This window comes from Variovorax sp. (assembly GCF_965279555.1).
In the GTDB taxonomy this organism is placed as follows: domain Bacteria; phylum Pseudomonadota; class Gammaproteobacteria; order Burkholderiales; family Burkholderiaceae_C; genus Variovorax.
The window spans coordinates 4,064,653-4,089,007 of record NZ_OZ257247.1 but is presented as its reverse complement, the minus strand read 5'-3'; the positions used below and the strand labels follow the sequence as shown (position 1 = coordinate 4,089,007).

Genomic DNA, 24,355 nt, shown 5'->3' with positions numbered 1-24,355 from the left:
CACATGGCTGACGACGACACTTCCTCGCCCGTGCTGGAACTCAAGGGCATCCACAAGCAGTTCGGCGGCATTCCGGTGCTGCGCGACGTGCAACTGCGCTTGTATCCGGGCGAGATCCATGCGCTGATGGGACAGAACGGCGCGGGCAAGTCGACGCTGATCAAGGTGCTGACGGGCGTGCTGCCCTCGAGCGGCGGCGAGATATTCCTCGACGGCCAGCCGATTCACCCGCATTCGCCGCTGGAGGCGCAGAAGCTGGGCATCAGCACGGTCTACCAGGAAGTGAACCTGTGCCCGAACCTGTCGGTGGCGGAGAACGTGTTCGCGGGGCGCTATCCGCGCTGCGGTGTGGCGCAGGGCTTTCGCATCGACTGGGCTTGCGTGAACCGGCGCGCCGAAGAACTGCTGGCGCGTATCGGGCTGGACATCGACGTGACGCGGCTGCTGTCGAGCTATTCGGTGGCGGTGCAGCAGATGGTGGCAATTGCGAGGGCGCTGGGTGTGTCGTCGAAGGTGCTGATCCTCGACGAGCCGACCTCGAGCCTGGACGACGACGAGGTCGAGAAGCTGTTCGAGGTGCTGCGGCGTTTGCGCGGCGAGGGCTTGGCGATCGTCTTCGTCACGCACTTTCTCAACCAGATGTACGCGGTGTCCGACCGCATCACGGTGCTGCGCAATGGCAGCTGGATCGGCGAATGGAAGGCGGCCGACCTGGGTCCGCAGGCGTTGATTGCCGCGATGCTGGGGCGTGAGCTGGCGGCGCAGTCGGCACGGCCTGCGGCGTTGCCTGCGTTCGATGAAGCCGCACCGGCGCTATTGCAGGCCGAGGGGCTGGGCCAAGCCGGGCAACTGCAGGCGACGGACTTGCGCGTGCGTGCAGGCGAGGTCGTCGGCATTGCCGGCCTGCTGGGCGCGGGCCGCACGGAGCTTGCGCGGCTGCTGTTCGGGCTGGAGTCGCCCGACCGTGGCGTGCTGAAGGTCGATGGCCGCTGCATCAGTTTCTCGAATCCGGCCGATGCGATCCGCGAAGGCCTGGCGCTGTGCCCCGAGGAGCGCAAGACCGACGGCATCGTTGCGGAACTGTCGGTGCGCGAGAACATTGCGCTCGCCCTGCAGGCGCGGCTGGGCGCGCGGCGCTTCCTGTCGCATGCGGAGCAGACCGAGATGGCGCAGCGTTTCGTCAAGTCGCTGGGCATCAAGACGGCGAGCGTCGAGACGCCCATCGGGCTGCTCTCGGGCGGCAACCAGCAGAAGGCCATGATCGCGCGCTGGCTCGCGACAGAGCCGCGTTTGCTGATCCTCGACGAGCCGACACGCGGCATCGACGTGGCGGCCAAGCAGGAGATCATGGAAGAGATCCTGCGGCTCGCGAAGGCGGGCATGGCGGTGATCTTCATCTCTTCGGAGATGAGCGAAGTGGTGCGCGTGGCGCATCGCATCGTGGTGCTGCGGGACCGGAAGAAGGTGGGGGAGCTGCCTGGCGGGGCGACCGAGGACGAGGTCTACGAAATGATTGCGGCAGCATGATGCATCTCCTTTCTTTCTCCCTCCCCTTCCGGGGGAGGGCAGGGGTGGGGGCAGGCGGCCGTCACCTTCGCGCGGCGTTCGACGCCGCATGCCCCCATCCCAGCCTTCCCCCGGAAGGGGAAGGAGCAAGGCAGAACACATGAACCGCCTTTCATCTCTCATGAGCCATCGCCTCGCCTGGCCCATCATCACCCTCGTGCTCCTGCTCGCAGTGAACACAGCCTTCAACGCCAGCTTCCTCCACCTCGAATGGCGCGACGGCCATCTCTACGGCAGCCTGATCGACATCCTCAACCGCGCCGCACCGCTCGTGCTCGTGTCGCTCGGCATGACGCTGGTCATCGCCACGCGCGGCATCGACATCTCCGTGGGCGCGGTGGTGGCCATCGCGGCGGCGCTCGCGGCCTGGATGATCGGCGGCTCCGTGGCCAGCGACGTGAGCCGCTTTCCCATGTCGCTCGCCATCGTCGCGGCGATCGGCATCGCGCTGTTGTGCGGGCTGTGGAACGGCCTGCTGGTCGCCAAGGTCGGCATGCAGCCGATCATCGCGACGCTGATCCTGATGGTGGCGGGGCGCGGCATCGCGCAGCTCATAGCCGACGGTCAGATCATCACGATCTACTACAAGCCCTTCTTCTTCCTTGGCAGCGGTTATCTGCTGGGGCTGCCGTTCTCGCTGTTCATCTCGGCGGCGGTGTTCGTGCTGCTGTACCTGGCCATCACGCGCACCGCGCTGGGGCTGTTCATCCAGGCGGTGGGCATCAACCCGACGGCGGCGCGGGTGGCGGGCGTGCAGGCGCGGCGGCTGATCGTCGGGGCCTATGCATTCTGCGGTGCCTGTGCCGGCGTGGCGGGGCTGCTGATCAGCTCGAACGTGAAAAGCGCGGACGGCAACAACGCGGGTCAGCTGATCGAGCTCGATGCGATCCTGGCGGTCACGCTGGGCGGCACGGCGCTGACCGGCGGGCGCTTCAGCCTCGTGGGCAGCGTGATCGGCGCGCTGATCATCCAGACGCTGACTTATGCGATCTATTCGCTGGGCGTGCCGCCCGAGATCAACCTGGTGGTGAAGGCGGGCGTGGTGTTCGCGGTGATGCTGCTGCAGTCGCCGGAGTTCAGGGCGCAAGTGCGGGCGCTGGTGCAGCGGCCTGCGCATGAAGGAGCGCGGTCATGAGCGCGGTGATCGACGTGACACCCTCACCCCAACCCTCTCCCGCGCGCGGGAGAGGACGCAAGAGGGGGCTCAACCCCAAGTACCTGCCGCTGGCGGCGACCATCTCGCTGTTCGTGCTGGTGGCCACGCTCGGCTCCGTTTTCTACGACGGCTTCTTCTCGGCGCAGGTGTTCCTCAACCTGCTGATCGACAACGCCTTCCTCATCGTCGTGGCCGTGGGCATGACCTTCGTGATTCTCTCGGGTGGCATCGACCTGTCGGTGGGCTCGGTGATCGCGCTGACCACCATGGTGTCGGCTTCGCTGGTCGAAAAGCACGGCTGGAGCCCCGGCTTGGTCATTCCGCTGGTGCTGGTGATGGGCACGGCCTTTGGCGCATTCATGGGGCTGCTGATCGAACGCTACCGGCTGCAGCCCTTCATCGTCACGCTGGCTGGCATGTTCCTGGCGCGCGGGCTGTGCTACCTCATCAGCATCGACTCGATCAGCATCACCAACGAGTTCTATTCGGAGGTCTCGCAGATCCGCATTCCGGTCTGGGGCGAGGCCTCGGTGTCCATCAGCGCGGTGATTGCGGTGGCGGTGCTGCTTGCGGCAATTTTCATCGCGCATTGCACGCCCTTCGGACGCGCGGTTTATGCCATTGGCGGCAGCGAGCATTCGGCCATGCTGATGGGCCTGCCGGTGCGCCGCACGCTCATCGGCGTGTACACGCTCTCGGGTTTCTGCTCGGCGCTGGCGGGCGTGATCTTCACTTTCTACATGCTCTCGGGCTACGGCCTGCATGCGGTGGGGCTGGAGCTCGACGCCATCGCGGCGGTGGTGATCGGCGGCACGCTGCTCACGGGCGGCGTGGGCTATGTGGCGGGCACGCTGTTCGGCGTGCTGATGCTCGGGATCATCCAGACGCTGATTTCATTCGACGGCACGCTGAGCTCGTGGTGGACCCGCATCGTGGTCGGCGCGCTGCTGTTCGTCTTCTGTTTGCTGCAACGCTTCTTTACCTCGCGCTCTCCACGGCGCTGATTCAACCCATGACAAAGAAACTTCGTTCGACCGAATGGTTCGGCTCGGCCGACAAGAACGGCTTCATGTACCGAAGCTGGATGAAGAACCAGGGCATTCCCGACCACGAGTTCGACGGCCGGCCGATCATCGGCATCTGCAACACCTGGTCGGAGCTCACGCCGTGCAACGCGCACTTCCGCAAGATCGCGGAGCATGTGAAGCGCGGCATCTCCGAGGCTGGTGGTTTTCCGGTGGAATTCCCGGTGTTCTCCAACGGCGAATCCAACCTGCGGCCCACCGCCATGCTCACGCGCAACCTCGCGAGCATGGACGTGGAAGAGGCCATTCGCGGCAACCCGGTCGATGCGGTGGTGCTGCTCACCGGATGCGACAAGACCACGCCCGCGCTGCTGATGGGCGCGGCGAGCTGCGACATACCGGCCATCGTGGTCACCGGCGGGCCGATGCTCAACGGCAAGCTCGACGGCAAGAACATCGGCTCGGGCACTGCGGTTTGGCAGCTGCACGAATCGCTGAAGGCGGGCGAGATCAACCTGCACCAGTTCCTCTCGGCCGAGGGCGGCATGTCGCGCTCGGCAGGCACCTGCAACACCATGGGCACGGCCTCGACCATGGCCTGCATGGCCGAGGCGCTGGGCACCTCGCTGCCGCACAACGCGGCCATCCCGGCGGTGGATGCGCGGCGCTATGTGCTGGCGCAGATGTCGGGCATGCGCGCGGTCGAGATGGCGAAAGAGGGGCTCACGCTGTCGAAGATCCTCACGCGCGAGGCTTTCGAGAACGCCATCCGCGTGAACGCGGCCATCGGCGGATCGACCAATGCGGTGATCCACCTGAAGGCGATTGCCGGGCGCATCGGCGTCGAACTGGAGCTGGAAGACTGGACGCGCATCGGCAGCCACACGCCGACCATCGTCGACCTGATGCCCTCGGGGCGTTTCCTGATGGAGGAGTTCTATTACGCCGGCGGGCTGCCCGCCGTGCTGCGCAGGCTGGGCGAAGCCGGCCTGCTTCCGCATCCCGGTGCGCTCACCGTCAACGGCCAGTCGATCTGGGACAACGTGCGCGAGGCGCCGAGCCTCGACGACGAAGTGATCCGGCCGCTCGACAAGCCGTTGATCGCCGATGGCGGCATCCGCATATTGCGCGGCAATCTCTCGCCGCGCGGCGCGGTGCTCAAGCCCTCGGCTGCCACGCCTGAGCTGTTGAAGCATCGCGGCAAGGCCGTGGTGTTCGAGAACCTGGAGCACTACAAGGCGCGCATCGTCGACGAAGACCTCGACATAGACGCGAGCTCGGTGATGGTGCTGAAGAACTGCGGCCCCAAGGGCTACCCCGGCATGGCCGAGGTGGGCAACATGGGGCTGCCGCCGAAGCTGCTGCGCCAGGGCGTGAAAGACATGGTGCGTATCTCGGATGCGCGCATGAGCGGCACGGCGTATGGCACGGTGGTGCTGCATGTGGCGCCGGAAGCGGCCGATGGCGGCCCGCTGGCGGCAGTGCGCGACGGCGACTGGATCGAGCTCGACTGCGATGCGGGGCGGCTGCATCTGGACATCAGTGACGAGGAACTGGCGTCTCGCCTGGCTTCGTTGTCGGCTTCGGACGCGCAGCCGATGAGCACGCGCGGCGGCGGCTACCAGAAGCTCTACGTCAACCACGTGCTGCAGGCCGACGAGGGCTGCGACTTCGATTTTCTTGTCGGCTGCCGCGGCGCCGCCGTTCCCCGCCATTCACACTGAATCACCAGCATGACCCCCAGATACCGCGGCATTTTTCCGGTGGTGCCCACCACCTTCACCGAACAGGGCGCGCTCGACATCGAGAGCCAGAAGCGCTGCGTCGACTTCATGATCGACGCGGGCTCGGACGGGCTGTGCATCCTCGCGAATTTCTCGGAGCAGTTCGTGCTGTCCGACGAGGAGCGCGAGGTGCTCACGCGCACGATCCTCGAGCATGTGAAGGGGCGGGTGCCGGTCATCGTGACCACCACGCACTACAGCACCAAGGTATGCGCCGAGCGCAGCCGCCGCGCGCAGGACATGGGCGCGGCAATGCTGATGGTGATGCCGCCGTACCACGGCGCGACCTTCCGCGTGCCCGAGCCGCAGATCTTCGAGTTCTATGCGCGGCTGTCGGACGCAGTGGGCATTCCGATCATGATCCAGGACGCGCCGGCCAGCGGCACGGTGCTGTCGGCGCCGTTCCTCGCGCGCATGGCCAGGGAGATCGAGCATGTCGCGTACTTCAAGATCGAGACGGCCGGCGCCGCGTCGAAGCTGCGCGAGCTGATCCGCCTTGGCGGCGACGCCATCGAAGGGCCGTGGGACGGAGAAGAGGCCATCACGCTGATGCCCGACCTCGATGCGGGAGCGACCGGTTCGATGACCGGTGGCGGCTATCCGGACGGCATCAGGCCGATCATCGAGGCGCACCGTTCAGGCGACCGCGACAAGGCTTTCGCGCTCTATCAGCAGTGGCTGCCGTTGATCAACTACGAAAACCGGCAAGCAGGCCTGCTGGCCTGCAAGTCGCTCATGAAGGAAGGCGGCGTGATCGCATGCGAAGCGCCGCGTCACCCGTTGCCGCCGATGCACCCCGACACGCGCGCCGGACTGATCGAGACCGCTAGGCGGCTCGATCCGATGGTGCTGCGCTGGGGGAAATGAAGAAGCGGGAAGAAGCGCGAAAAAACTAGAACGGCCGCTGGGGCCGTTCCGGTTCAGGCTTCGGGCGTGGTGCTGGTCTTTTCGAGTTCGCTGACCTGAAGGGACAGGTCGAACAGCTTGGACTTGCTGGCGTAATAGCGGTCGAGCCGCCATTCCTTCAGGATGTCCATGGCAAGCTGGAAGCTCTTGTAGTCGAGGTTGTAGAGCGTGATCAGCTCGAAGCTGCGTTCGGACTCGAGCGCCAACACGAGCTGGGCCAGAATCTTGGCCGATTCGTTGGCCGGGTCCGTTTCTATGAATCGGCGAGCGACCTTGATGGCATTCATGGGAGATGGTTCCTCGGTAGGCAGGGACCGAGAACTATAGCTAGCACCCCTTTGCCTTTTATGACAGTCTTGTGACAACGGAGGGTATCCATTGGGGTTTCCCCTCGATTGCACACCGGGCTGGTCCTGCTTTTGCGGAGGACCAGCCCGGAAAGCCGATCAGCGCATGGGCCGCATCGGCATCGGCATGGGCATCGGTTCAGGCGCCGGCGCGACCGGCACCATGGTTGTGGTGACCGATTCGCGGATCACGCCGCCGCCCATCACGCTGCCGTCGACCATGGTGCGGGTGTTGCCCATGCTGCCGAGCACGCGGGCTTCACAGGCCGAGCGTTCGGTCGGCGGCTGCAGGCTGCAGCGCGCGAGGGCATTGCCGCGGTAGTCGGGGGCGCTGGTCAGGCCGCCGCGGGCGGCCGCCTGGCGTGCCGCACCGGCTTCGCGGATGCAGGCGGCACGGTCCTGCTGGTTGTGGCCGCAGACCGCCAGTTCCTGCTGATAGGTGCGGGAGGATTCGCCTGCGGCCGAGGCGATCGTGGTGGCGGTCAGCCCACCTACGGCGAACAGGGCCAGGATGATCGAACGCGTATTGCTTTTCATGGACGGCTCCTTGGAGTGAGCTAAAAGAAAAACCGGGAAATATTGGACCGGCGGAAATGTGCCGGGTTCAACGTGCGGGCTGTGCCGGCAGCGGCGTCACGGTCTCGCGGATCACGCCGCCGCCCATCACGCTGCCTTCGGTGGTGGTGCGCGCGCCACCCTTGATGCGGGCTTCGCATTCGGGCTGGTCGGGGCCGGGCTGCTCGCTGCAGCGGGCAAGGGAGTTGACCTGCTCGCGCGGGGCGCTGGGCGTGGTCAGGCCGTTGCGCTTGGCCTCCTGGCGTGCCGCGCCGGCTTCGCGCAGGCAGGCGGCGCGGTCTTGCTGCACGCCGTCGCAGGTGGCGCGTTCCTTCTGCATCCGTGCATCGGAGCCCGGTGCCTGTGCGTTGGCCGTCTGGGCGCCGAAAACGATGAAGCCGCTGGCAGCGAAGAGTGCCGTGGCGGAGAGAAGGGAACGAACTGTTTTTGTCATGCGGGCTCCTTGGTTGGGCCACGCCCTCCGCGAAAGGAGGTGCGTGACCGGAGCCACAGTGTGGTGTCGGCGTGGGGTGCGCGTCTGTGGGACAGGCCGCACCCGGCGGCCGGGCCGGACGCGCCCATCGGTGTGGGACGTGTCCGGCAAGGCGGGCGTCAGCCCGCTGCGATGCGCTGTGCGAGGTGAGCGAGTGCTTCCTCGACCTGGTCGACGAGGATCAGCGAGAGATCGCCGGGCTGCAGGCGGGCCAGCGCGGTGTCGATGGCGACGAACTCGCCGCGGATCTCGTCGACGTAGCGCGTGCGCGCCGCGCCCTGCAGGCCCTGGCGCAGCAGCGCCATGACTTCGCCGTCGGCACGGCCGCGCTGCGCCGCGTCCTGGTAGAGGATCACGTCGTCGAAGGCTTCGCCGAGGATGGCGGTCTGGTCGCGGATGTCGGAATCGCGCCGGTCGCCCGCGCCGCTGATGACCACCGAGCGCTTCTTCGCGGGCATGGTGTCCACGGCCGACACCAGCGCGCGCATGGCATCGGTGTTGTGGCCGTAGTCGGCGATCACGGTGGCGCCGCGGTAGTCCATGACGTTGAAGCGCCCGGGCACGCCGGCGGCGTCGTTCATGAAGCTCGCGAGGCCGCTGCGGATGGTGTCCCAGTCCAGGCCCACGGCCCAGGCCGCGGCCACCGAGGCCATCACGTTGTCGACCTGGAAGCCGATGGTGCCGCCGCGGGTGATGGGCACGTCGCGCAGTGCGATGCGTTCGCGCCACGAGCCTTCGGCGGCCACCAGCGTGTCCTGGTCGACGTACACGGTGCGCTTGCCCTGCGCGCGGTGCGTGGCCATGACCGGGTGCATGCGGTCGGCGGTGAAGAAGATCACGTGGCCGGGGCAGCCCGCCGCCATGGCCGCGACGTTCGGGTCGGCGGCGTTGAGCACGGCGTAGCCGTCTGCAGCAACGTTGCGCACGATCACGCGCTTGAGCACCGCGAGGTCTTCGACGGTGGTGATGTAGTTCAGGCCCAGGTGGTCGCCGCTGCCGATGTTGGTGACCACGGCCACCTGGCAGCGGTCGAAGCCGAGGCCTTCGCGCAGCACGCCGCCGCGGGCCACTTCGAACACCGCCGCATCGACGTCGGGATGCATCAGCACGTTGCGCGCACTCTTGGGGCCGCTGCAGTCGCCGCTGTCGGTCTGGCGGCCGTCGACGTACACGCCGTCGGTGTTGGTCATGCCGGTGCGCAGGCCGCTGGAAGCCAGCAAGTGGTTGATGAGGCGCGCGGTGGTGGTCTTGCCGTTGGTGCCGGTGACGGCGACCACGGGGATGCGGCCGTCGTCGCCGTGGGCGAAAAGGGTGTCCATCACCGCTTCGCCCACCGCGCGGCCGCGGCCGAACGAAGGCGAGATGTGCATGCGAAGGCCGGGCGCGGCGTTCACTTCGACCACGCCGCCGTGCTGCTCTTCGAGCGGGCGCAGCACGTTCTCGCAGACCATGTCGACGCCGCAGATGTGCAGGCCGACCATCTGCGCCGCGTCGACGGCGCGCGCCGCGACTTCGGGGTGCACGGTGTCGGTCACGTCGGTGGCGGTGCCGCCGGTGGAGAGGTTGGCGTTGTTGCGCAGCACCACGCGCTGGCCGCGCGCGGGCACGCTGTCGGGCGTGAGGCCCTGCGATTCGAGCCGGCCGATGGCGATGTCGTCCAGGCGGATCTTGGTGAGCGAGGTGGCATGGCCCTCGCCGCGGCGCGGGTCGAGGTTCACGGTGTCGACCAGCTGGCGCACGGTGAGCACGCCGTCGCCGATGACTTGCGGCGGATCGCGGCGCGCGGCGGCCACAAGGCGGTCGCCCACCACCAGCAGGCGGAAGTCGAAGCCGGGAAGAAACTTCTCGACCATCACCTCGCCGTAGCCGGCGGCCGAGTCGTAGGCCGCGAACAATTCTTCGCGCGAGTTGATGTTGACCGTGACGCCCTTGCCCTGGTTGCCGTCCTGCGGCTTCACCACCACGGGCAGGCCGATTTCGAGCGCGGCGGCCCAGCCGTCTTCGGCGTCGCGCACGGGGCGGCCCAGCGGCACCGGCACGCCGGCGGCGTTGAGCAGCTGCTTGGTCAGTTCCTTGTCCTGCGCGATCGATTCGGCCACGCCGCTGGTGCTGTCGACCTCGGCGGCCTGGATGCGGCGCTGCTTGGAGCCCCAGCCGAACTGCACCAGGCTGCCGCTCGTGAGGCGGCGGTATGGAATGCCGCGCGCCACGGCGGCGTCGACGATGGAGCCGGTGCTAGGGCCCAGGCGCTCGGATTCGTCGAGGTCGCGCAGTTCGGTGATGGCGGCTTCGGCGTCGAAGGGGGTGTCGGCCTGGGCGGCGGCGATCAGCTGCTCGGCCAGTTCTGCGGCGCGGCGGCCCACGGCCTCCTCGGTGTACTGGAACACGACCTGGTAGACGCCTTCTTCCACCGTGGGCGAGGTGTGGCCGAAGTTGACGGCGCAGCCGGCCTGGGCCTGCAGCGCGACGGCGGCGTTCTCGAGCACGTGGGCCAGCGCCAGCGGCTGGCCCAGCACCATCGGGTGCAGCTCGCCGATGGTGGGGAAGCGGGCGCGCAGGCGGTCCTCGAAGCCGGCGAGCCGGCTGACGGCGTTCTCGTCGCCGTGGCAGGCCACGACTGCCTCGATGGCGGTGTGGCGGCTCCAGAGGTTGGGCCCGCGGAGGGCTCGGATGCGGGTGACTTTCATGGGCGGCGTGGGACTGCTTGCGGACTGGCGCGGTGGCTCAGGCCAGCTGGGGTTGAAGGGGCTGGGTCTGCGACAGCTGAAGCGAGGCCAGCGCGGCCTGCAGGTCGGCCTCGAAGGCCTCCACGCCGGCGCCGATCAGGTTCAGCGGAATGCCCATGGCCCAGGCCGCGGCCACTGCGGCCAGCAGGCTCTCGAGGCTCACGCCGGCATGGGTGGCGCGCCACACGGTCAGCCGGCCGAGGCCGGGCAGGAAAGACTCGCTGCTGCCGTTGGCCAGCACCACGCGGTCCTGCCGCACCAGCACAGCCTTGCCGCCGGCGGCCTGGTGCGCGGTGAGCGCGGCGGCCTGCGGGTCGGCCGCATAAAGGATGACGGCGCCGTCGCACAGCGGCGCGAGGCCGGCCACGCGGGCGTCGGCGGCATTGAGCACGGCGGTGCCTTCGGACAGCACCACGTCGACCTGAGTGCGCAACACCTTGACCATCTGGTCGCTCTCGGTGATGTCGTAGTCGGCCAGCGCTTCGCAGCCGTCGAGGTCGGTGACGATGCCGACTTCGCAGCGGTCGTAGGACAGACCGTCGCGCAGGATGGTCTCGGCGCCGTTCTCGATCACCACGGCCTGCACGGCGCGGTTCACGAGCAGCCGGTGGCCGGCGTCCCAGTTGGCGCTGTCGCGCGCGTCGACGCGGCGGCGCTCCAGGAACAGGCCGTCGCGGCAGGCCAGGCCGGTGTGGCGCCCGCCAAGGCCGACCAGCCACGCCACAAGGCGCGCCAGCACGGCGGTGTTGCGTGAGCCGGCCACGCCGACCACGGGGATGCGGCCGGGCGCGTCGTTGGGGAACAGGTGGTCGCAGATGGCGCGGCCCACCGGGCGCGGCGAACCGACGGCCGGCTTCAGGTGCATCAGCAGGCCGGGGCCGGCGTTGACTTCGACGATGGCGCCGCGCTGCGGGCCCAGTGGCTTGGAAATATCCAGCGCCACGAGGTCGATGCCGGCAATGTCGAGGCCCACCACGCGCGCGGCCAGAACGGCGGCGTGCGCGACTTCGGGGTGGACCTGGTCGGTGCAGTCGTTGGCCATGTTGCCGTTGCGCTGGATCGTGACCACGCGGCCGGCGGCCGGCACGGCGTCGGCGTCCAGCTCCTGGCGCTTGAGTTCGAGCTGCAGCTTGGCGTCGGTGTCGATGACGATCACGTCGAGCGGGAACTCTTCCTCGGCGCCGCGGCGCGGATCGCTGTTGAGCTGTTTTTCGATCAGTTCGCGCACCGTGGCCTGGCCGTCGCCGGTCACGGTGATGATCTCGCCGCGCGCGGCCGCCACCACTTCGCCACCCACCACCAGCAGGCGATGTTCGTGGCCGCGGATGAAGCGCTCGACCATCACGTCGCTGCCCTCGGGCTCGGCGACCGCGAAGGCGGCAATGACTTCCTCGCGGGTCGTCAGCTCGAGCGAGACGCCCCGGCCGTGGTTGGCGTCAGATGGCTTCACGACCACCGGCAGGCCGATGTCCTCGGCGGCTTCCCAGGCTTCTTCGGCGTTGGCGACCACCTGGCCTTCGGGCACGGGCACGCCGCAGCTCGCGAGCAGGGACTTGGTCAGTTCCTTGTCGCTGGCGATCGATTCGCCGATGGCGCTGGTGTAGTCGGTTTCGGCGGTCCAGATGCGCTGCTGGTTGGCGCCGTAGCCCAGTTGCACCAGATTGCCGCTGTTCAGGCGCATGTGGGGAATGCCGCGGTCGGTGGCGGCTGCCACGATGGCGGCGGTGCTCGGGCCGAGGTAGCAGTCTTCGACCTTGGCCTTGACCGCGTCGACGGCCTTCTGCACGTCGGCGGCGGTGAAGGGGTCGTTGTTGATGGCAGCCATGAGCAGGCGGTGGCCTTCGGCGAGCGCCACGCGGGCGACCTGCTCGTCGCGCGCCCGGAACACCATGCGGTACACGCCGTGTTCGGAAGTACTGCGGGTTTGCCCGAAGCCGGTCGGCATGCCGGCCAGGTTCAGCAGTTCGATGACCACGTGTTCGAGCACGTGGCCCGACCAGGTGCCTTCGGTCAGGCGCTGGATGAAGCCCCCGCGCTCGCCGACGCCGCAGTGGTGCTCGATGAGCGCCGGCAGCAGCCCGGTCAGGCGGTCGGTGAAGCCGTCTATCTTGTTGGAGGGGTAGTCTTCCAGTTGACCCAGATCGAGCCAGACTTCGAGCACCGGACGGTAGGTCCAGAGATTGGGACCGCGCAAATAATTGATGCGCAGCAATTGGATGTCGTCGAAACGGGTCATGCAAACGTTCGATGTGCTTTGGCCGAGCACTGTGGCGCCTTCAAGCGCGCCCATGGCGATCGGTCAGAATCGGCGCCCGACCAAGGGCGCCATGACGCGGTCCATGCGGCCCGCGACGGGCAAGAGTCAAAGAAACACAATGCAACATCACGATCCAGTCGGCACCCGGGAGGGCGAAACAGAGGCGGCTTCAGACGCGCTGAAAAACCGGCTCGCAGTCGCGGAAAACGTTCTGGTAATACTGTCGGTTGACCTCGACGACCAACTTCGCTTCGCTTCCGGCCTAGTCGCCCTCACTGACCGGCGCCTGATCGCGCTCGAGGCGGGTGGCGAATGGCGTGAGTGGCCACTGACGGATGCCTCCCTGGCGCTGCGTCTTTCAGACCATTCCGGCGTCGGAACCCTTGATTTGACGGGCTCCGCGGGCCGATTGGGCCGCTGGCGCTACACCCTGGCCAACCAGGTGGCGGCACTGCGCCTGCTCAAGCTTTTTGGCCAGCGCATGTCCGATGTCGCCAAGGCGACACCCGAGGTGGTCGAGGCCGCGGACGGCGACGACACGGCCGTTGCCGACACCGAACTCCAGACCCCACCCTCGACCTGGGTGCTGCTGCGACTGGGCCGTTTTGCCAAGCCGTATCGCAAGCAGCTGATCCTGGGGTTTGTCCTGACCCTGATTTCCACCGCCGCCACCCTGGTGCCGCCGTACCTGACCATCCCGCTGATGGACGACATCCTGATCCCGTTCCAGAACGGGCAGAAGATCGACTCGGGGCGCGTGGGCCTCTACCTGAGCGGCCTGCTCGGCGCTGCATTGCTGGGCTGGGGGCTGGGCTGGGCGCGCACCTATCTGCTGGCGCTGGTTTCCGAGCGCATCGGCGCCGACCTGCGCACCACCACCTACGAGCACCTGCTGACCCTGCCGCTCGACTATTTCGGCGGCAAGCGCACCGGCGACCTGATGGCGCGCATCGGCTCGGAAACCGACCGCATCAACGTTTTCCTCTCGTTGCATGCGCTGGATTTCGCCAACGACGTGCTGATGATCGTGATGACCGCGGCCATCCTGATCTCCATCAACCCGCTGCTGGCGGTGGTCACGCTGGTGCCGCTGCCCTTCATCGCCTGGATGATCCACGTCGTGCGCGACCGCCTGCGCACCGGCTTCGAGAAAATCGACCGCGTCTGGTCTGAGGTGACCAACGTGCTGGCCGACACCATTCCCGGCATCCGCGTGGTCAAGGCCTTCGCCCAGGAGCGCCGCGAAGCCGAGCGCTTCCGCATCGCCAACGCCTACAACCTGCAGGTCAACGACAAGCTCAACCGCACCTGGTCGCTGTTCACGCCGACCGTGTCGCTGCTCACCGAAATCGGCCTGCTCGTGGTCTGGGCCTTCGGCATCTGGCAGGTGGCGCGCGGCAGCATCACGGTGGGTGTGCTCACCGCCTTCATCGCGTACATCGGCCGCTTCTATACGCGGCTCGACTCCATGAGCCGCATCGTCTCGGTCACGCAGAAAGCGGCGGCCGGTGCCAAGCGCATCTTCGACATCCTCGACCACGTGAGCAACGTGCCCGAGCCGGCCAATCCGGTGAAGGTGGAGCGCGTGCAGGGCCGCATCGAGATGAGCGGGCTGGGCTTTCGCTACGGCTCGCGCGCCGTCATCCACGACCTGGACCTTGTCATCGAGCCCGGCGAGATGATCGGCCTCGTGGGCCACAGCGGCTCGGGCAAGAGCACGCTGGTCAACCTGATCTGCCGCTTCTACGACGTGACCGACGGCGCCATCAAGGTCGACGGCACCGACATCCGCCGCTTCGCCGTGGCCGACTATCGGCGCCACGTGGGGCTGGTGCTGCAAGAGCCGTTCCTGTTCTTCGGCACTATTGCGCAGAACATCGCCTACGGCAAGCCCGACGCCACGCGCGAGGAAATCGTGGCCGCCGCGCGCGCCGCGCACGCGCACGACTTCATCCTGCGGCTGCAGCATGGCTACGACTCGCTGGTGGGCGAGCGCGGGCAGGGCCTGTCGGGCGGCGAGCGCCAGCGCATCAGCATTGCACGCGCGCTGCTGATCGACCCGCGCATCCTGATCCTCGACGAGGCCACCTCGGCGGTGGACACCGAGACCGAGAAGGAAATCCAGAAGGCGCTGGACAACCTCGTGCAGGGCCGCACCACCATCGCCATCGCGCACCGCCTGTCGACGCTGCGCAAGGCCGACCGGCTCGTGGTCATGGACCGCGGCGAAGTGGTCGAGGTCGGGCCGCACGATGCCCTGATGGCGAAGCAGGGCGCCTACTGGCGGCTCTACCAGGCGCAACTGCGCCAGGCCGACGACGATGCGAGCGAAGGGGCCGCCGACGAGCGCGCCAGCGCGCAGGCACCTTTGCCCATTGCCCACGCAGCCCATCCGGCGGGGGACGCATGAATACCAACAGCAGCAACGACTTCCAGCTTGAGCGCGACGCGTTCGGGCGCCTCGTACTGACCGACGCGCAAGGCGAACGCCACGTCGGCGTCGTGCCGGTGCGGGCATTTCCGCTGAGCGCGCCGGGCCACGGCGTATCGCTTGTCGGCAGCGAAGGGCGCGAGCTGGTCTGGATCGACAGCGTCGATCAACTGCCGGCACAGGCCAAGGCGCTGCTAGAAGAAGAACTCGCGGTGCGCGATTTCGCGCCCACGCTGCTGCGCCTGCATGGTGTGTCGAGCTTCGGCGTGCCCAGCACCTGGACCATCAGCACCGACCGTGGCGACACCACCTTCGTTCTGAAGGCAGAGGAAGACATCCGCCGGCTCGAAGGCGGTGCGCTGCTCATTGCGAGCGCGCACGGCGTGCAGTTCCGCATTCCCGATGTGAAGACGCTCGACCGGGCCTCGCGCAAGCTGCTCGAGCGCTTTCTCTGAGCCCAAAGAAAAAGCCCCGCAGCCTTTTCAGGGGCTCGGGGCCATGCGTGGAGCACCGCGCAAGCTGGGCTGAACCCGGTCAGTCCAGCAAGTCCGAGTAGTCGCCGCGCTCGTAGGCCTCGATGGCCTTCCACGGCAAGGTCTTCGGCGCCGGGATGGCCGAGGCGGTCATCACATTGATCGAGGTACCGCGCGCGTTGCGCTGCTCGATCTTGCGTGCATACCGGCCGGCCGTGTCCCATTCGATCCGCAGCGTGCCCTCGCCCTGCTGCAGTTCGTAGCGTTGCACGCCCTTGCCGGCCGCGCCCAGGTCCTTCATGCGGGCGAAGCTCGCGGGATCGACCAGCCAGTAGGAGTTGGCCCACGAGCCGCTGTAGCCGACGTTGCCGTAGTTGGCCGCGTCGATGTCGATCAGCTTGCGCTGCTCGCGCAGCACCATGCCCACCTGCACCTTGCCTGCGGCGTCGCGGCGCACCCACAGCGGGGCGGCCGTGTTGTCCGCATGCGCGTGGCCGATGTGCACCTTGCCCTCGCGGGCTTCGTGGTCGTGGTCTTCGCGCAGCGCGGGCGGCAATTCGCGCTCGACCCACACCGAGCCGGCACGGCGGAACATCAGGTCGGCGTAGCGGCTTTCGCGTTGCACGCCGTCCTTGCCGATCGACATCATGTGGTGCTGGATGCGCAGGTTCTGGTCCGGCGCCTCGGCATCGCCCGCGGCGCTGGCCGCCAGCGGGAAGGCCACGAGGGCCGTTGCCGCCAGCAGCGTCTTGAGCGTCACGGATGCGGTCACAGGCCGGCCGCTTCCTTGACCTTGTTGAACACCTTGATGTTCTCCATGGTGCCCTTGAAGATCTTCGAGCCGGCGCCGCCGGCGAACAGCATCACGTCGCCGCCGCCGTGGGTTTCAGCGCCGGGCGAACCCAGGTTGATGCCGACTTCCTGCAGGAAGTTGTCGTCGGTGGTGTCCATGGCGGTCTGGTCGTCGCGCGAAGCGGCGCGCGCGGGCGCGATCCACTTCTTGTTGCTGTCTTCCGCGTTGACATCGCTGCCGGCGGTCGCGTTGGGCCGTCCGCCGTTGCCGAACACCAGCGTGGTGTACGGCTTTCCATCCGCCGCCTTCGTGGGCTTGCCGTCGGCGTAGCCGTTGACCAGGCCGAGGATCGGGTTGCCGATCTTCGGATAGCCGTTGAAGGCGATCGCATGGTCATGGTCGGCGGTGACCACCACCAGCGTGTTCTTCAGGCCCGGGTCTTTCTTGTTCATGAAGTCGAGCGCGGTCTGGATGGCTGCGTCGAAGGCCAGCGTGTCTTCCAGCGCGCGCTTGGCATTGGTGCCGTGCAGTGCGTGGTCGATGCGGCCGCCTTCCACCATCAGGAAGAAGCCCTTGTCGTTCTTGCTGAGCACGCCGAGCGCCTTCTCCGTCATGTCCGACAGGCTGGGCTGGTCGAGGTTCTGCTTGACGCGGTCCAGCTCGTAGGCCATTTCGCTCGAGGAGAAAAGTCCCAGCAGCTTGCCCGTGGCGGCCGTGTCGACAGCCTTGAGCTTGGTGCCGGAGTCGACATAGGTGTAGCCCTTGGCCGTCATCGCGGCCACGAGATCGACGCCGTCGGTGCGCTTGGTGCTTCCCGTCGGCAGGTAGTTGCGCTGGCCGCCACCCATCAGCACGTCGACACCGTCGAGCAGCTTCGGGTTGTAGTTGGCATGGCCCGGCACGCTCTGCTCGGCAATGGTGTTGTAGCCGTTGCGATTGCAGATGTGGGCATAGGTGGTGGCCGGCGTGGCATGGCCGACGCGCGTGGTCGACACCGCACCCACGGCGCGGCCCTTGGCCTTGGCCAGCTCGAGCAGCGTGTCGGCGGCCTTGCCGTTGGTCGGCGGGCAGGTGGTGTTCTCGCCGTTGTAGTACTGCTTGCCGGTGCTGTCGTAGGCCATGGTGTCGCTCGACATCGAGATCACCTCGTTGCGCATCTTGACGCCGGTCATGTAGGCGGCCATCGAAGGGGCGCTGTCTGTGGTCTGGCCGTCGAGCGAATAGGTCTTCACGCGTGCCGCATAGGGCAGCGACTGCATGACGAGGTTGGCGCGCTCCGGGCTCACCAGCGAGCCGGGCTTGGCTGCCAGTTGCTTTTCGCCCTTGTAGATGCGCGCGGCGGTCACGGTGACCGGGCCCATGCCGTCGCCGAGGAAGAAGATGACGTTCTTGGCTTCGCCGGCGGCGTGCGCGCTGCCGGCCAGGGTGCCGGCGGCGGCGCAGAAGAGGGCGGCGGCCAGGCGGGTTTTGCGGGTGATGCGGTTCATGGTCGTGTTCATGTTGGTGTTCGTCGATGAGCGCTGGTTGCCCCTCACAGGCCGACCGCCTTCTTGATCAGGCCGAACACGTCGGTGTTGGTGATGACGCCGGAGAAGTTGTCGGCGCCCAGGCCTTGTGCGCCGAGGAACACGTCGGCACCGCCGTGGGTTTCGGAGTCGCTGTTCGCCTGCGTCGGGACCACGGCTTCCTGCTGATAGTCGGGCTTGTTCAGATCGAATTCGTCGATTGCCAAGTCGCGTGCAGTGCGGTGTGGGCCGTTACCGAAGCCGATGATGGTGTACGGTTTTCCGTTCACGTCCGTGCTGTTCTTGCTGGCATCTGCGTAGTTCTTCACCAGCCCGAGCACGCCCGGCTTGCCCGGCTCGGTCTTGCCGGTACGCGCGGCATAGCCATTGAGCTGCAGCGTGTGGTCATGGTCGGCCGTGACCACCACCAGCGTGTTCTTCAGGCCCGGGTCGATGGCTTGCATCTTGTCGAGCGCGAGCTTGATGGCGTCATCGAAGGCGCTCGTGTCCTGCAGCGCGCGGCGTGCGTTGGTGGCGTGCAGCGCATGGTCGATGCGCCCGCCTTCCACCATCAGGAAGAAGCCCTTCTTGCGCGCGGCCAGGGCGTCGATGGCCTTGCCGGTCATTTCGGCGAGGCTCGGCTCCTCGGTGGCGTCGCGGTCGAGATCGTAGGCCATGTGGCTCTTGGTGAAGAGGCCTGCGATCTTGGTGGTGCCGTCGACGGGCAGCTTGTCGAACTCGCTCTTGTTGGCGGCGTAGCTGTACTTGGCCACTTTCAGTTCGGCGGTCAGGTCGCGGTCGTCGTTTCGCTTGCCGATCTTGTCCTTGTCGGTCTTGTTGACCTTGGGCAGGAAGTAATCCGTACCACCGCCGAAGAACACGTCGATGCCGTCGCCCAGCTTCGCGTTGTAGCCGGCGCCGCCGGGCACCAGCGCAGCGGCGATGGTGTTTTCGGCGTCGCGGTGGCACACGTGCGAATACGTGGCGGCGGGCGTGGCGTGCGTGATGCGCGTGGTGGTCACCACGCCGGTGGCGTAGCCCTTGGCCTTGCTCTGCTCGAGCAGCGTTTCCACGGCCTGGCCGTTGCCCGAGGGGCAGGTGCTGTCGAAGTTGGTGTGGTAGGCCTTGCCCGAGGCGTCGGTGGCCTTGGTTTCGGGGCTCATCGAGATGACTTCGTTGTTCATCTTCACGCCGGTCATGTAGGCCGACATCGACGGCGCGCTGTCGGTCACTTGGGCGTCGTTCGAATAGGTGTGGACGAAGGCCGTCTCGGGCAGCGTGTCCATCGTCAGGTCGCCGTCTTCGCCGACCTTGTAGATGCGCGCGGCGGTCATGGTGGTGATGCCCATGCCGTCGCCCAGGAAGAACAGAATGTTTTTCTGGGGCTGTGCGGCGGCGGGTTGCTGCGGAAGAATCGGCAGCAGTTGAGGGCCGTGGTTGCTGCCGCCGCAGGCGGACAGCAATAGCGAAGCGCCCAGCAGCGCTGGGGCAATGAAGCGTTGGGTCATGCGACTCCCTCCGGAGGGTTTGTTTGAGTAGTGCGCTTGATGCGCAGGTGTTCCGGAGGTGAAATCTAAAGACGTCACGTGACTCGGCCATGACGATGCATATCTGCCGAAAAAGTTCAGCGCATCTCAGGAGAAAAACACATCGGAAGACTTCGGCGTGTCATACCCAGCTTGTTGGAGTCTGGGCGGCAGAAGGATGACCGCGACAGTTGAAGTGCAGAAGCAATTGGCTACAAGCCCTTGTATGCTGCGGTGGATGGCAGCCGCATACAGGCCGTGACGACTTAGCGAGTGCGTGGTTTGATGGGCCCGCAGGCCATCACACTAGGATCTCAGGCCGGCAGCATCACTGCTATCCGTCGCAGATTCAGCGCCATGCAAACGAGTCTCCACTCGGCTTGCACTTTCTGCAGGCCACGCATGCGTAACTGCCAGAAAACCCCAGCACGTACTTGATCTAGCCATTGGGCGGCTCGACAAGCCATTTGCGTCGTGGGTAAGCCTGCTGGGCCTGGGGTCCTCATCTTCTGCGCCATCGTTCCAGTCAACGGCAGCGAGGCCTCGTTGATTGCCGGGTGCTTCTGGCCCTCTCGGCCCAAGGCTACAACTAACCAAGCCTATCAGGCTCTCAAGGCAAGCGAACACCGCCTCGTGCGATAGCTCGCATCGGCCAGGGTCTGCCGGGGTAGCTTTGCCGACGTCTGATGTACCGTTGCCAGCATTGCAGGCAACTTGCGCGCATACGAGGCACAGTTGACCGCCTCGGTGGCCACGATGATGTGAGCCGTCGTGTCGACGGCCAAGTCCTAATCGACCGATTCCTGGGGCGTTGTGCGGAAACCTCTCACAACCGCGTTGCTAATCGTTTGCGACCTTACTCTTCCGATGATTGAGTTACGACTGTCACTCGGCAGTCATTGGTTCGCAGCATTCCAGTCGCGCCATCGACATAATTTGTTCATTTTTTCTGCGTATCTTGATGTTTCAGAAGAACATTCGAGGGATTTCAAATGGGAATAGGGGTGGTCGTGCAGCAGCACGGGGAGGATGGCGCGCCGCCGCAAAGGGTCCCTGAAGCGGGAGTCGTTGCGCATCCGTCCCTTGCCGCGTTGTGCACAGTTGCACGATTCCACCAGATCGCAGCCGATGCTGCGCTTCTCGCGCATCAACTGGGCCTGACGCCTTCCGAGCCCATCGACACCGCCACGCTGCTGGGCGCAGCCCAGCACTTGGGCCTTAAAGCCAAGTCCTCCCGTACCTCGCTTGACCGCCTGTCCCTGACGCCGCTACCGGCCCTCGCGGTGCTTCGAGGCGAAGGCGGCGGTGAGCGTTTCGTCATCCTGGCCCAGTGCGACGCTCAACGCGTCCTGCTGCAGGACCCTTCTTCCTCGAACGGCCGCCCCGTCATCGAACCCCTGGAAGTCTTCGCTGCGCACTGGACGGGCGAACTCATCCTCATCACCAGCCGCGCCAGCCTCGCGGGCGAGCTTGCCAAGTTCGACTTCTCCTGGTTCATCCCCAGCCTCGTCAAGCACAGGAAGCTGCTGGGTGAAGTGCTCTTCATCTCCTTCATCCTGCAGCTGTTCGCGCTGGTCAGCCCGCTGTTCTTCCAGGTCGTCATGGACAAGGTGCTCGTGCACCGCGGCCTGACCACGCTGGACGTGTTGGTCATCGGCTTGGTGGTCGTGGTCATCTTCGAATCGTTGCTCAATGGTCTTCGCAGCTACGTCTTCAGCCACACCACGAACCGTATCGACGTCGAACTTGGTGCACGCCTGTTCCGCCACCTCGTGCAATTGCCCATGGCCTACTTCCAGGCCAGGCGGGTCGGCGATTCCGTCGCCCGCGTACGCGAACTCGAGAACATCCGCAGCTTCCTGACCGGCAATGCCCTGACAGTGCTGCTGGACGTCGTCTTCTCCATCGTCTTCGTGGCCGTCATGCTGTTCTACAGCGTGCCCCTGACCCTGATCGTGCTCGCGAGCATGCCGCTGTACTTCGGCCTGAGCCTGGCGGTCGTGCCCATCCTGCGCAGCCGCCTGGACGAGAAGTTCGCGCGCGGCGCCGAGAACCAGGCCATGCTGGTGGAGACCGTCAGCGCCATCCAGACCGTCAAGGCCACTGCGCTCGAGCCGGCCTTCGGGCGCCGCTGGGACAACCAGCTCGCTGCCTACATCTCGGCCAGCTTCCGCACCCAGAACCTTGCGAGCTGGGCGCATGAAGGTGTCAACCTCATCGGCAAGCTCGTCAATGCCGCCACCCTCTGGTACGGCGCGCACCTGGTGATGAACAACGACCTCACGGTCGGCCAGTTCGTCGCCTTCAACATGTTCGCGCAGCGGGTGTCACAGCCGATCATGCGCATGGCTCAGCTGTGGACCGACTTCCAGCAGACCGGCATCTCCATGGCGCGCCTGGGCGACATCCTCAACACCCGCACCGAAGTCCCGCCGAGCACCGCAGCCCAGCTCCCAGCCCTGAAGGGCCGTGTGACCCTGGACAACCTGACCTTCCGCTACCGTCCCGAAGCGGCTCCGGTTCTCAACGGCGTCAGCCTCGATGTGCGCCCCGGCGAAGTCATCGGCATCGTCGGGCGCTCAGGCTCCGGCAAGAGCACGCTGACCAAGCTCATCCAGCGCCTGTATGCCCCCGAGCAGGGACGCTTGCTGGTCGACGGCATCGACATCAGCCTCATCGACGCGGCACAACTGAGAAGGCAAGTGGGCGTGGTCTTGCAGGAGAACACCCTCTTCAACCGCAGCGTGCGCGAGAACATCGCCATCGTCGATCCGGCAGTGCCGCTCGAAGCCATCATCCATGCGGCCCAGTTGGCCGGCGCCCATGAGTTCATCAGCGAGCTGCCCGAGGGCTACGACACCATGGTGGGCGAACAAGGAGCCAGCCTCTCCGGTGGCCAGCGCCAGCGCATCGCCATTGCCCGGGCGCTGTTTACCCATCCGCGCATCCTGATCTTCGACGAGGCCACCAGCGCGCTGGACTACGAGAGCGAGGCCATCGTGCAGCGCAACATGGCGCACATCTGCAAGGGGCGCACTGTCTTCATCATTGCGCACCGGCTGAGTGCCGTGCGGCACGCCAACCGCATCATCGTGATGGACAAGGGCAAGATTGTCGAAGGCGGCACGCACGAGAGCCTGCTCAATCGGCCCAAGGGCATCTATGCGCACCTGTGGAACATGCAGGGTGGCGGGCATCCGACAGAGATGAATGACGGGGCTGGATCGGGAGCACCAGCATGACGCCGGAGGTTTCTACAACGGCGCCAGCAGCCAATGCGCCTCATGCGCGCGACATGCGGCACCCGGCCTTCGAGCTGCTGGGGCGCTACAAGGCCATCTTCAAGGCTGCCTGGAAGCACCGCCACGAACTGGCCGGGCCCAGGCGCCTGGCCGATGAGGCCGCCTTCCTGCCGGCGGCACTCAGCTTGCAAGACACCCCTGTACACCCCGCACCTCGGCGACTGGCCTATGCGCTGATCGCGCTGTTCCTCATTGCGCTGGCCTGGTCCATCTTCGGGCAGATCGACATCGTGGCCGTGGCACCCGGCAAGATCATCGTGAGCGAGCGCACCAAGATCATCCAGCCGCTGGAGGTCAGCGTGGTCAAGCGGGTGCTGGTCAGGGATGGCGACCATGTCGAAGCAGGGCAAGCGCTAGTCGAACTCGATCCCACGGTGGCCACGGCCGACAGGACGAACATCAATGAACTGTTGAAGTCCGCGCAGTCCGAGGTCATGCGTACCCGGGCGCTGCTGAAGGCCATGAATACTTCCACCGCCTCCGAGCTGCGCGCTCCAGACCTAGGCAATGCCATTCCTTCGGGGTGGACCGATGAAGACCTGAGCTCGGCCCGCGCGGAGTTGAGTGACGAATGGAGCGACATCACGGCCAAGCTGTCCAAGGCAGCCGCGGAGATCAATCGACGCCAGGCCGAGATAGCGACCGCGCGCGAAGTAGTCACCAAGCTGGAGACAACGCTCCCCATCGCAAGACAGCGGGAGGCTGACTTCCGTCAATTGGCGGATCAGGGCTTTATGTCCAGCCACGCGAACCAGGATCGCACGCGCGAGCGCATCGAGATGGAGCGGGATCTAGCGACGCAGCTGGCGAGATTGGCGGAGGCCAACGCCACGCTGAGGGAGAGCGAGAAGACGAAGGCGGCCTACATCGCCGAGACCAAGCACAGCCTGAGGGCGCGAGAAGCGGCAGGCGAACTCAAGCGGCAGCAAGGCACGCAGGACCTGGCCAAGGCCGGTCAGCGCGAGCAGCTGACCACGCTCAAGGCCCCCGTGACGGGTACGGTGCAGCAACTCGCCGTGCACACCGAAGGTGGGGTGGTCACGGAAGCGCAGCCCCTGATGGTGATCGTGCCCGACGGGGCGCAGGTGACGGCCGAGGTGACGCTGGAGAACAAGGATATCGGCTTCGTGAGCCCGAGGCAGGAAGCGGAGATCAAGCTGGAGACGTTCCCGTACACGCGCTACGGCACGGTGAATGCGACCGTGAAGACGATGACGGCGGATGCGGTGAATGACGAGAAGCGCGGGGCGATCTTCCCAGTGACGCTCAACCTCAACAGCACAACCATCGATGTGGATGGCAGGCCGATCAAGCTCTCCCCTGGGATGAATCTCACAGCGGAGATCAAGACGGGCAAGCGGCGAATCATCGAGTTCTTGCTCAGCCCGGTTCAGCGGGCGACCGGCGAAAGCCTGAGGGAGCGGTGAATTGCGCACCTCGAACTTTGCGAACTGTAAGGGCGTCGATTTTTAAAGAGCAAAGGAAAAATCAATGGGATACCGAATTTGGT

Annotated in this window: 17 protein-coding genes; 9 read left to right on the top strand and 8 right to left on the bottom strand. The window is 66.3% G+C overall.

Going from position 1 to position 24,355, the window contains the following annotated elements:
- Window positions 1-3 precede the first annotated feature (3 nt).
- From ACQY8B_RS19280 to ACQY8B_RS19260, 5 genes are all read left to right on the top strand, one after another.
- Entirely contained in the window at window positions 4-1,527 is a 1,524-nt protein-coding gene (locus ACQY8B_RS19280) for a sugar ABC transporter ATP-binding protein (protein ID WP_422088177.1), read from the top strand.
- A 139-nt stretch (window positions 1,528-1,666) separates the two neighbouring features.
- A complete protein-coding gene (locus tag ACQY8B_RS19275; protein ID WP_422088176.1) occupies window positions 1,667-2,701 on the top strand; it encodes an ABC transporter permease in 1,035 nt (344 codons plus the stop codon).
- Complete coding sequence (yjfF, locus tag ACQY8B_RS19270) at window positions 2,698-3,726, top strand: galactofuranose ABC transporter, permease protein YjfF (RefSeq protein ID WP_422088175.1); 1,029 nt, start codon at window positions 2,698-2,700, stop codon at window positions 3,724-3,726. Before ACQY8B_RS19275 ends, yjfF begins: the two co-directional genes overlap by 4 nt.
- Window positions 3,727-3,734: 8 nt before the next feature.
- A complete protein-coding gene (locus ACQY8B_RS19265) occupies window positions 3,735-5,471 on the top strand; it encodes an IlvD/Edd family dehydratase (protein WP_422088174.1) in 1,737 nt (578 codons plus the stop codon).
- 9 nt (window positions 5,472-5,480) lie between these two features.
- On the top strand, window positions 5,481-6,398 hold the full coding sequence (locus ACQY8B_RS19260) for a dihydrodipicolinate synthase family protein (RefSeq protein WP_422088173.1): 918 nt from the start codon (window positions 5,481-5,483) through the stop codon (window positions 6,396-6,398).
- 53 nt (window positions 6,399-6,451) lie between these two features.
- Here ACQY8B_RS19260 and ACQY8B_RS19255 read toward each other — a convergent pair whose 3' ends face one another.
- From ACQY8B_RS19255 to cphA (ACQY8B_RS19235), 5 genes are all read right to left on the bottom strand, one after another.
- On the bottom strand, window positions 6,452-6,724 hold the full coding sequence (locus ACQY8B_RS19255; RefSeq protein ID WP_422088172.1) for a hypothetical protein: 273 nt from the start codon (window positions 6,722-6,724) through the stop codon (window positions 6,452-6,454).
- Window positions 6,725-6,883: 159 nt separating this feature from the next.
- Window positions 6,884-7,321, bottom strand: a complete 438-nt coding sequence (locus ACQY8B_RS19250) for a hypothetical protein (protein WP_422088171.1) — start codon at window positions 7,319-7,321, stop codon at window positions 6,884-6,886.
- Between the two features lie 67 nt (window positions 7,322-7,388).
- The gene (locus ACQY8B_RS19245) at window positions 7,389-7,793 is read right to left on the bottom strand and encodes a hypothetical protein (RefSeq protein WP_422088170.1); all 405 of its coding nucleotides are present in this window, start codon (window positions 7,791-7,793) and stop codon (window positions 7,389-7,391) included.
- A gap of 158 nt (window positions 7,794-7,951) precedes the next feature.
- On the bottom strand, window positions 7,952-10,519 hold the full coding sequence (cphA, locus tag ACQY8B_RS19240) for a cyanophycin synthetase (protein ID WP_422088169.1): 2,568 nt from the start codon (window positions 10,517-10,519) through the stop codon (window positions 7,952-7,954).
- Window positions 10,520-10,556: 37 nt separating this feature from the next.
- Entirely contained in the window at window positions 10,557-12,794 is a 2,238-nt protein-coding gene (gene cphA, locus ACQY8B_RS19235) for a cyanophycin synthetase (RefSeq protein WP_422088168.1), read from the bottom strand.
- A gap of 139 nt (window positions 12,795-12,933) precedes the next feature.
- On the opposite strand from cphA (ACQY8B_RS19235), the gene ACQY8B_RS19230 reads away from it, so the two are divergent.
- Together ACQY8B_RS19230 and ACQY8B_RS19225 are read left to right on the top strand one after the other, a co-directional pair.
- The gene (locus tag ACQY8B_RS19230) at window positions 12,934-15,225 is read left to right on the top strand and encodes an ABC transporter ATP-binding protein (RefSeq protein WP_422088167.1); all 2,292 of its coding nucleotides are present in this window, start codon (window positions 12,934-12,936) and stop codon (window positions 15,223-15,225) included.
- A complete protein-coding gene (locus tag ACQY8B_RS19225) occupies window positions 15,222-15,701 on the top strand; it encodes a DUF1854 domain-containing protein (protein ID WP_422088166.1) in 480 nt (159 codons plus the stop codon). Before ACQY8B_RS19230 ends, ACQY8B_RS19225 begins: the two co-directional genes overlap by 4 nt.
- Before the next feature lie 79 nt (window positions 15,702-15,780).
- Here ACQY8B_RS19225 and ACQY8B_RS19220 read toward each other — a convergent pair whose 3' ends face one another.
- The 3 genes from ACQY8B_RS19220 to ACQY8B_RS19210 are packed head-to-tail and all read right to left on the bottom strand — an operon-like array spanning window position 15,781 to window position 19,525.
- The gene (locus ACQY8B_RS19220; RefSeq protein ID WP_422088165.1) at window positions 15,781-16,491 is read right to left on the bottom strand and encodes a hypothetical protein; all 711 of its coding nucleotides are present in this window, start codon (window positions 16,489-16,491) and stop codon (window positions 15,781-15,783) included.
- On the bottom strand, window positions 16,488-18,011 hold the full coding sequence (locus tag ACQY8B_RS19215; RefSeq protein WP_422088164.1) for an alkaline phosphatase: 1,524 nt from the start codon (window positions 18,009-18,011) through the stop codon (window positions 16,488-16,490). The genes ACQY8B_RS19220 and ACQY8B_RS19215 overlap by 4 nt, the downstream gene beginning before the upstream one ends.
- 32 nt (window positions 18,012-18,043) lie before the next feature.
- Window positions 18,044-19,525 carry an alkaline phosphatase gene (locus tag ACQY8B_RS19210; RefSeq protein WP_422088163.1) on the bottom strand — a complete coding sequence of 494 codons (1,482 nt, stop codon included), beginning with the start codon at window positions 19,523-19,525 and terminating at the stop codon, window positions 18,044-18,046.
- A 1,010-nt stretch (window positions 19,526-20,535) separates the two neighbouring features.
- Between ACQY8B_RS19210 and ACQY8B_RS19205 the strand changes: the two genes are divergently transcribed.
- Window positions 20,536-22,785 carry a type I secretion system permease/ATPase gene (locus tag ACQY8B_RS19205; protein WP_422088162.1) on the top strand — a complete coding sequence of 750 codons (2,250 nt, stop codon included), beginning with the start codon at window positions 20,536-20,538 and terminating at the stop codon, window positions 22,783-22,785.
- Window positions 22,782-24,272 carry an HlyD family type I secretion periplasmic adaptor subunit gene (locus ACQY8B_RS19200; RefSeq protein WP_422088161.1) on the top strand — a complete coding sequence of 497 codons (1,491 nt, stop codon included), beginning with the start codon at window positions 22,782-22,784 and terminating at the stop codon, window positions 24,270-24,272. Before ACQY8B_RS19205 ends, ACQY8B_RS19200 begins: the two co-directional genes overlap by 4 nt.
- Window positions 24,273-24,355 lie beyond the last annotated feature (83 nt).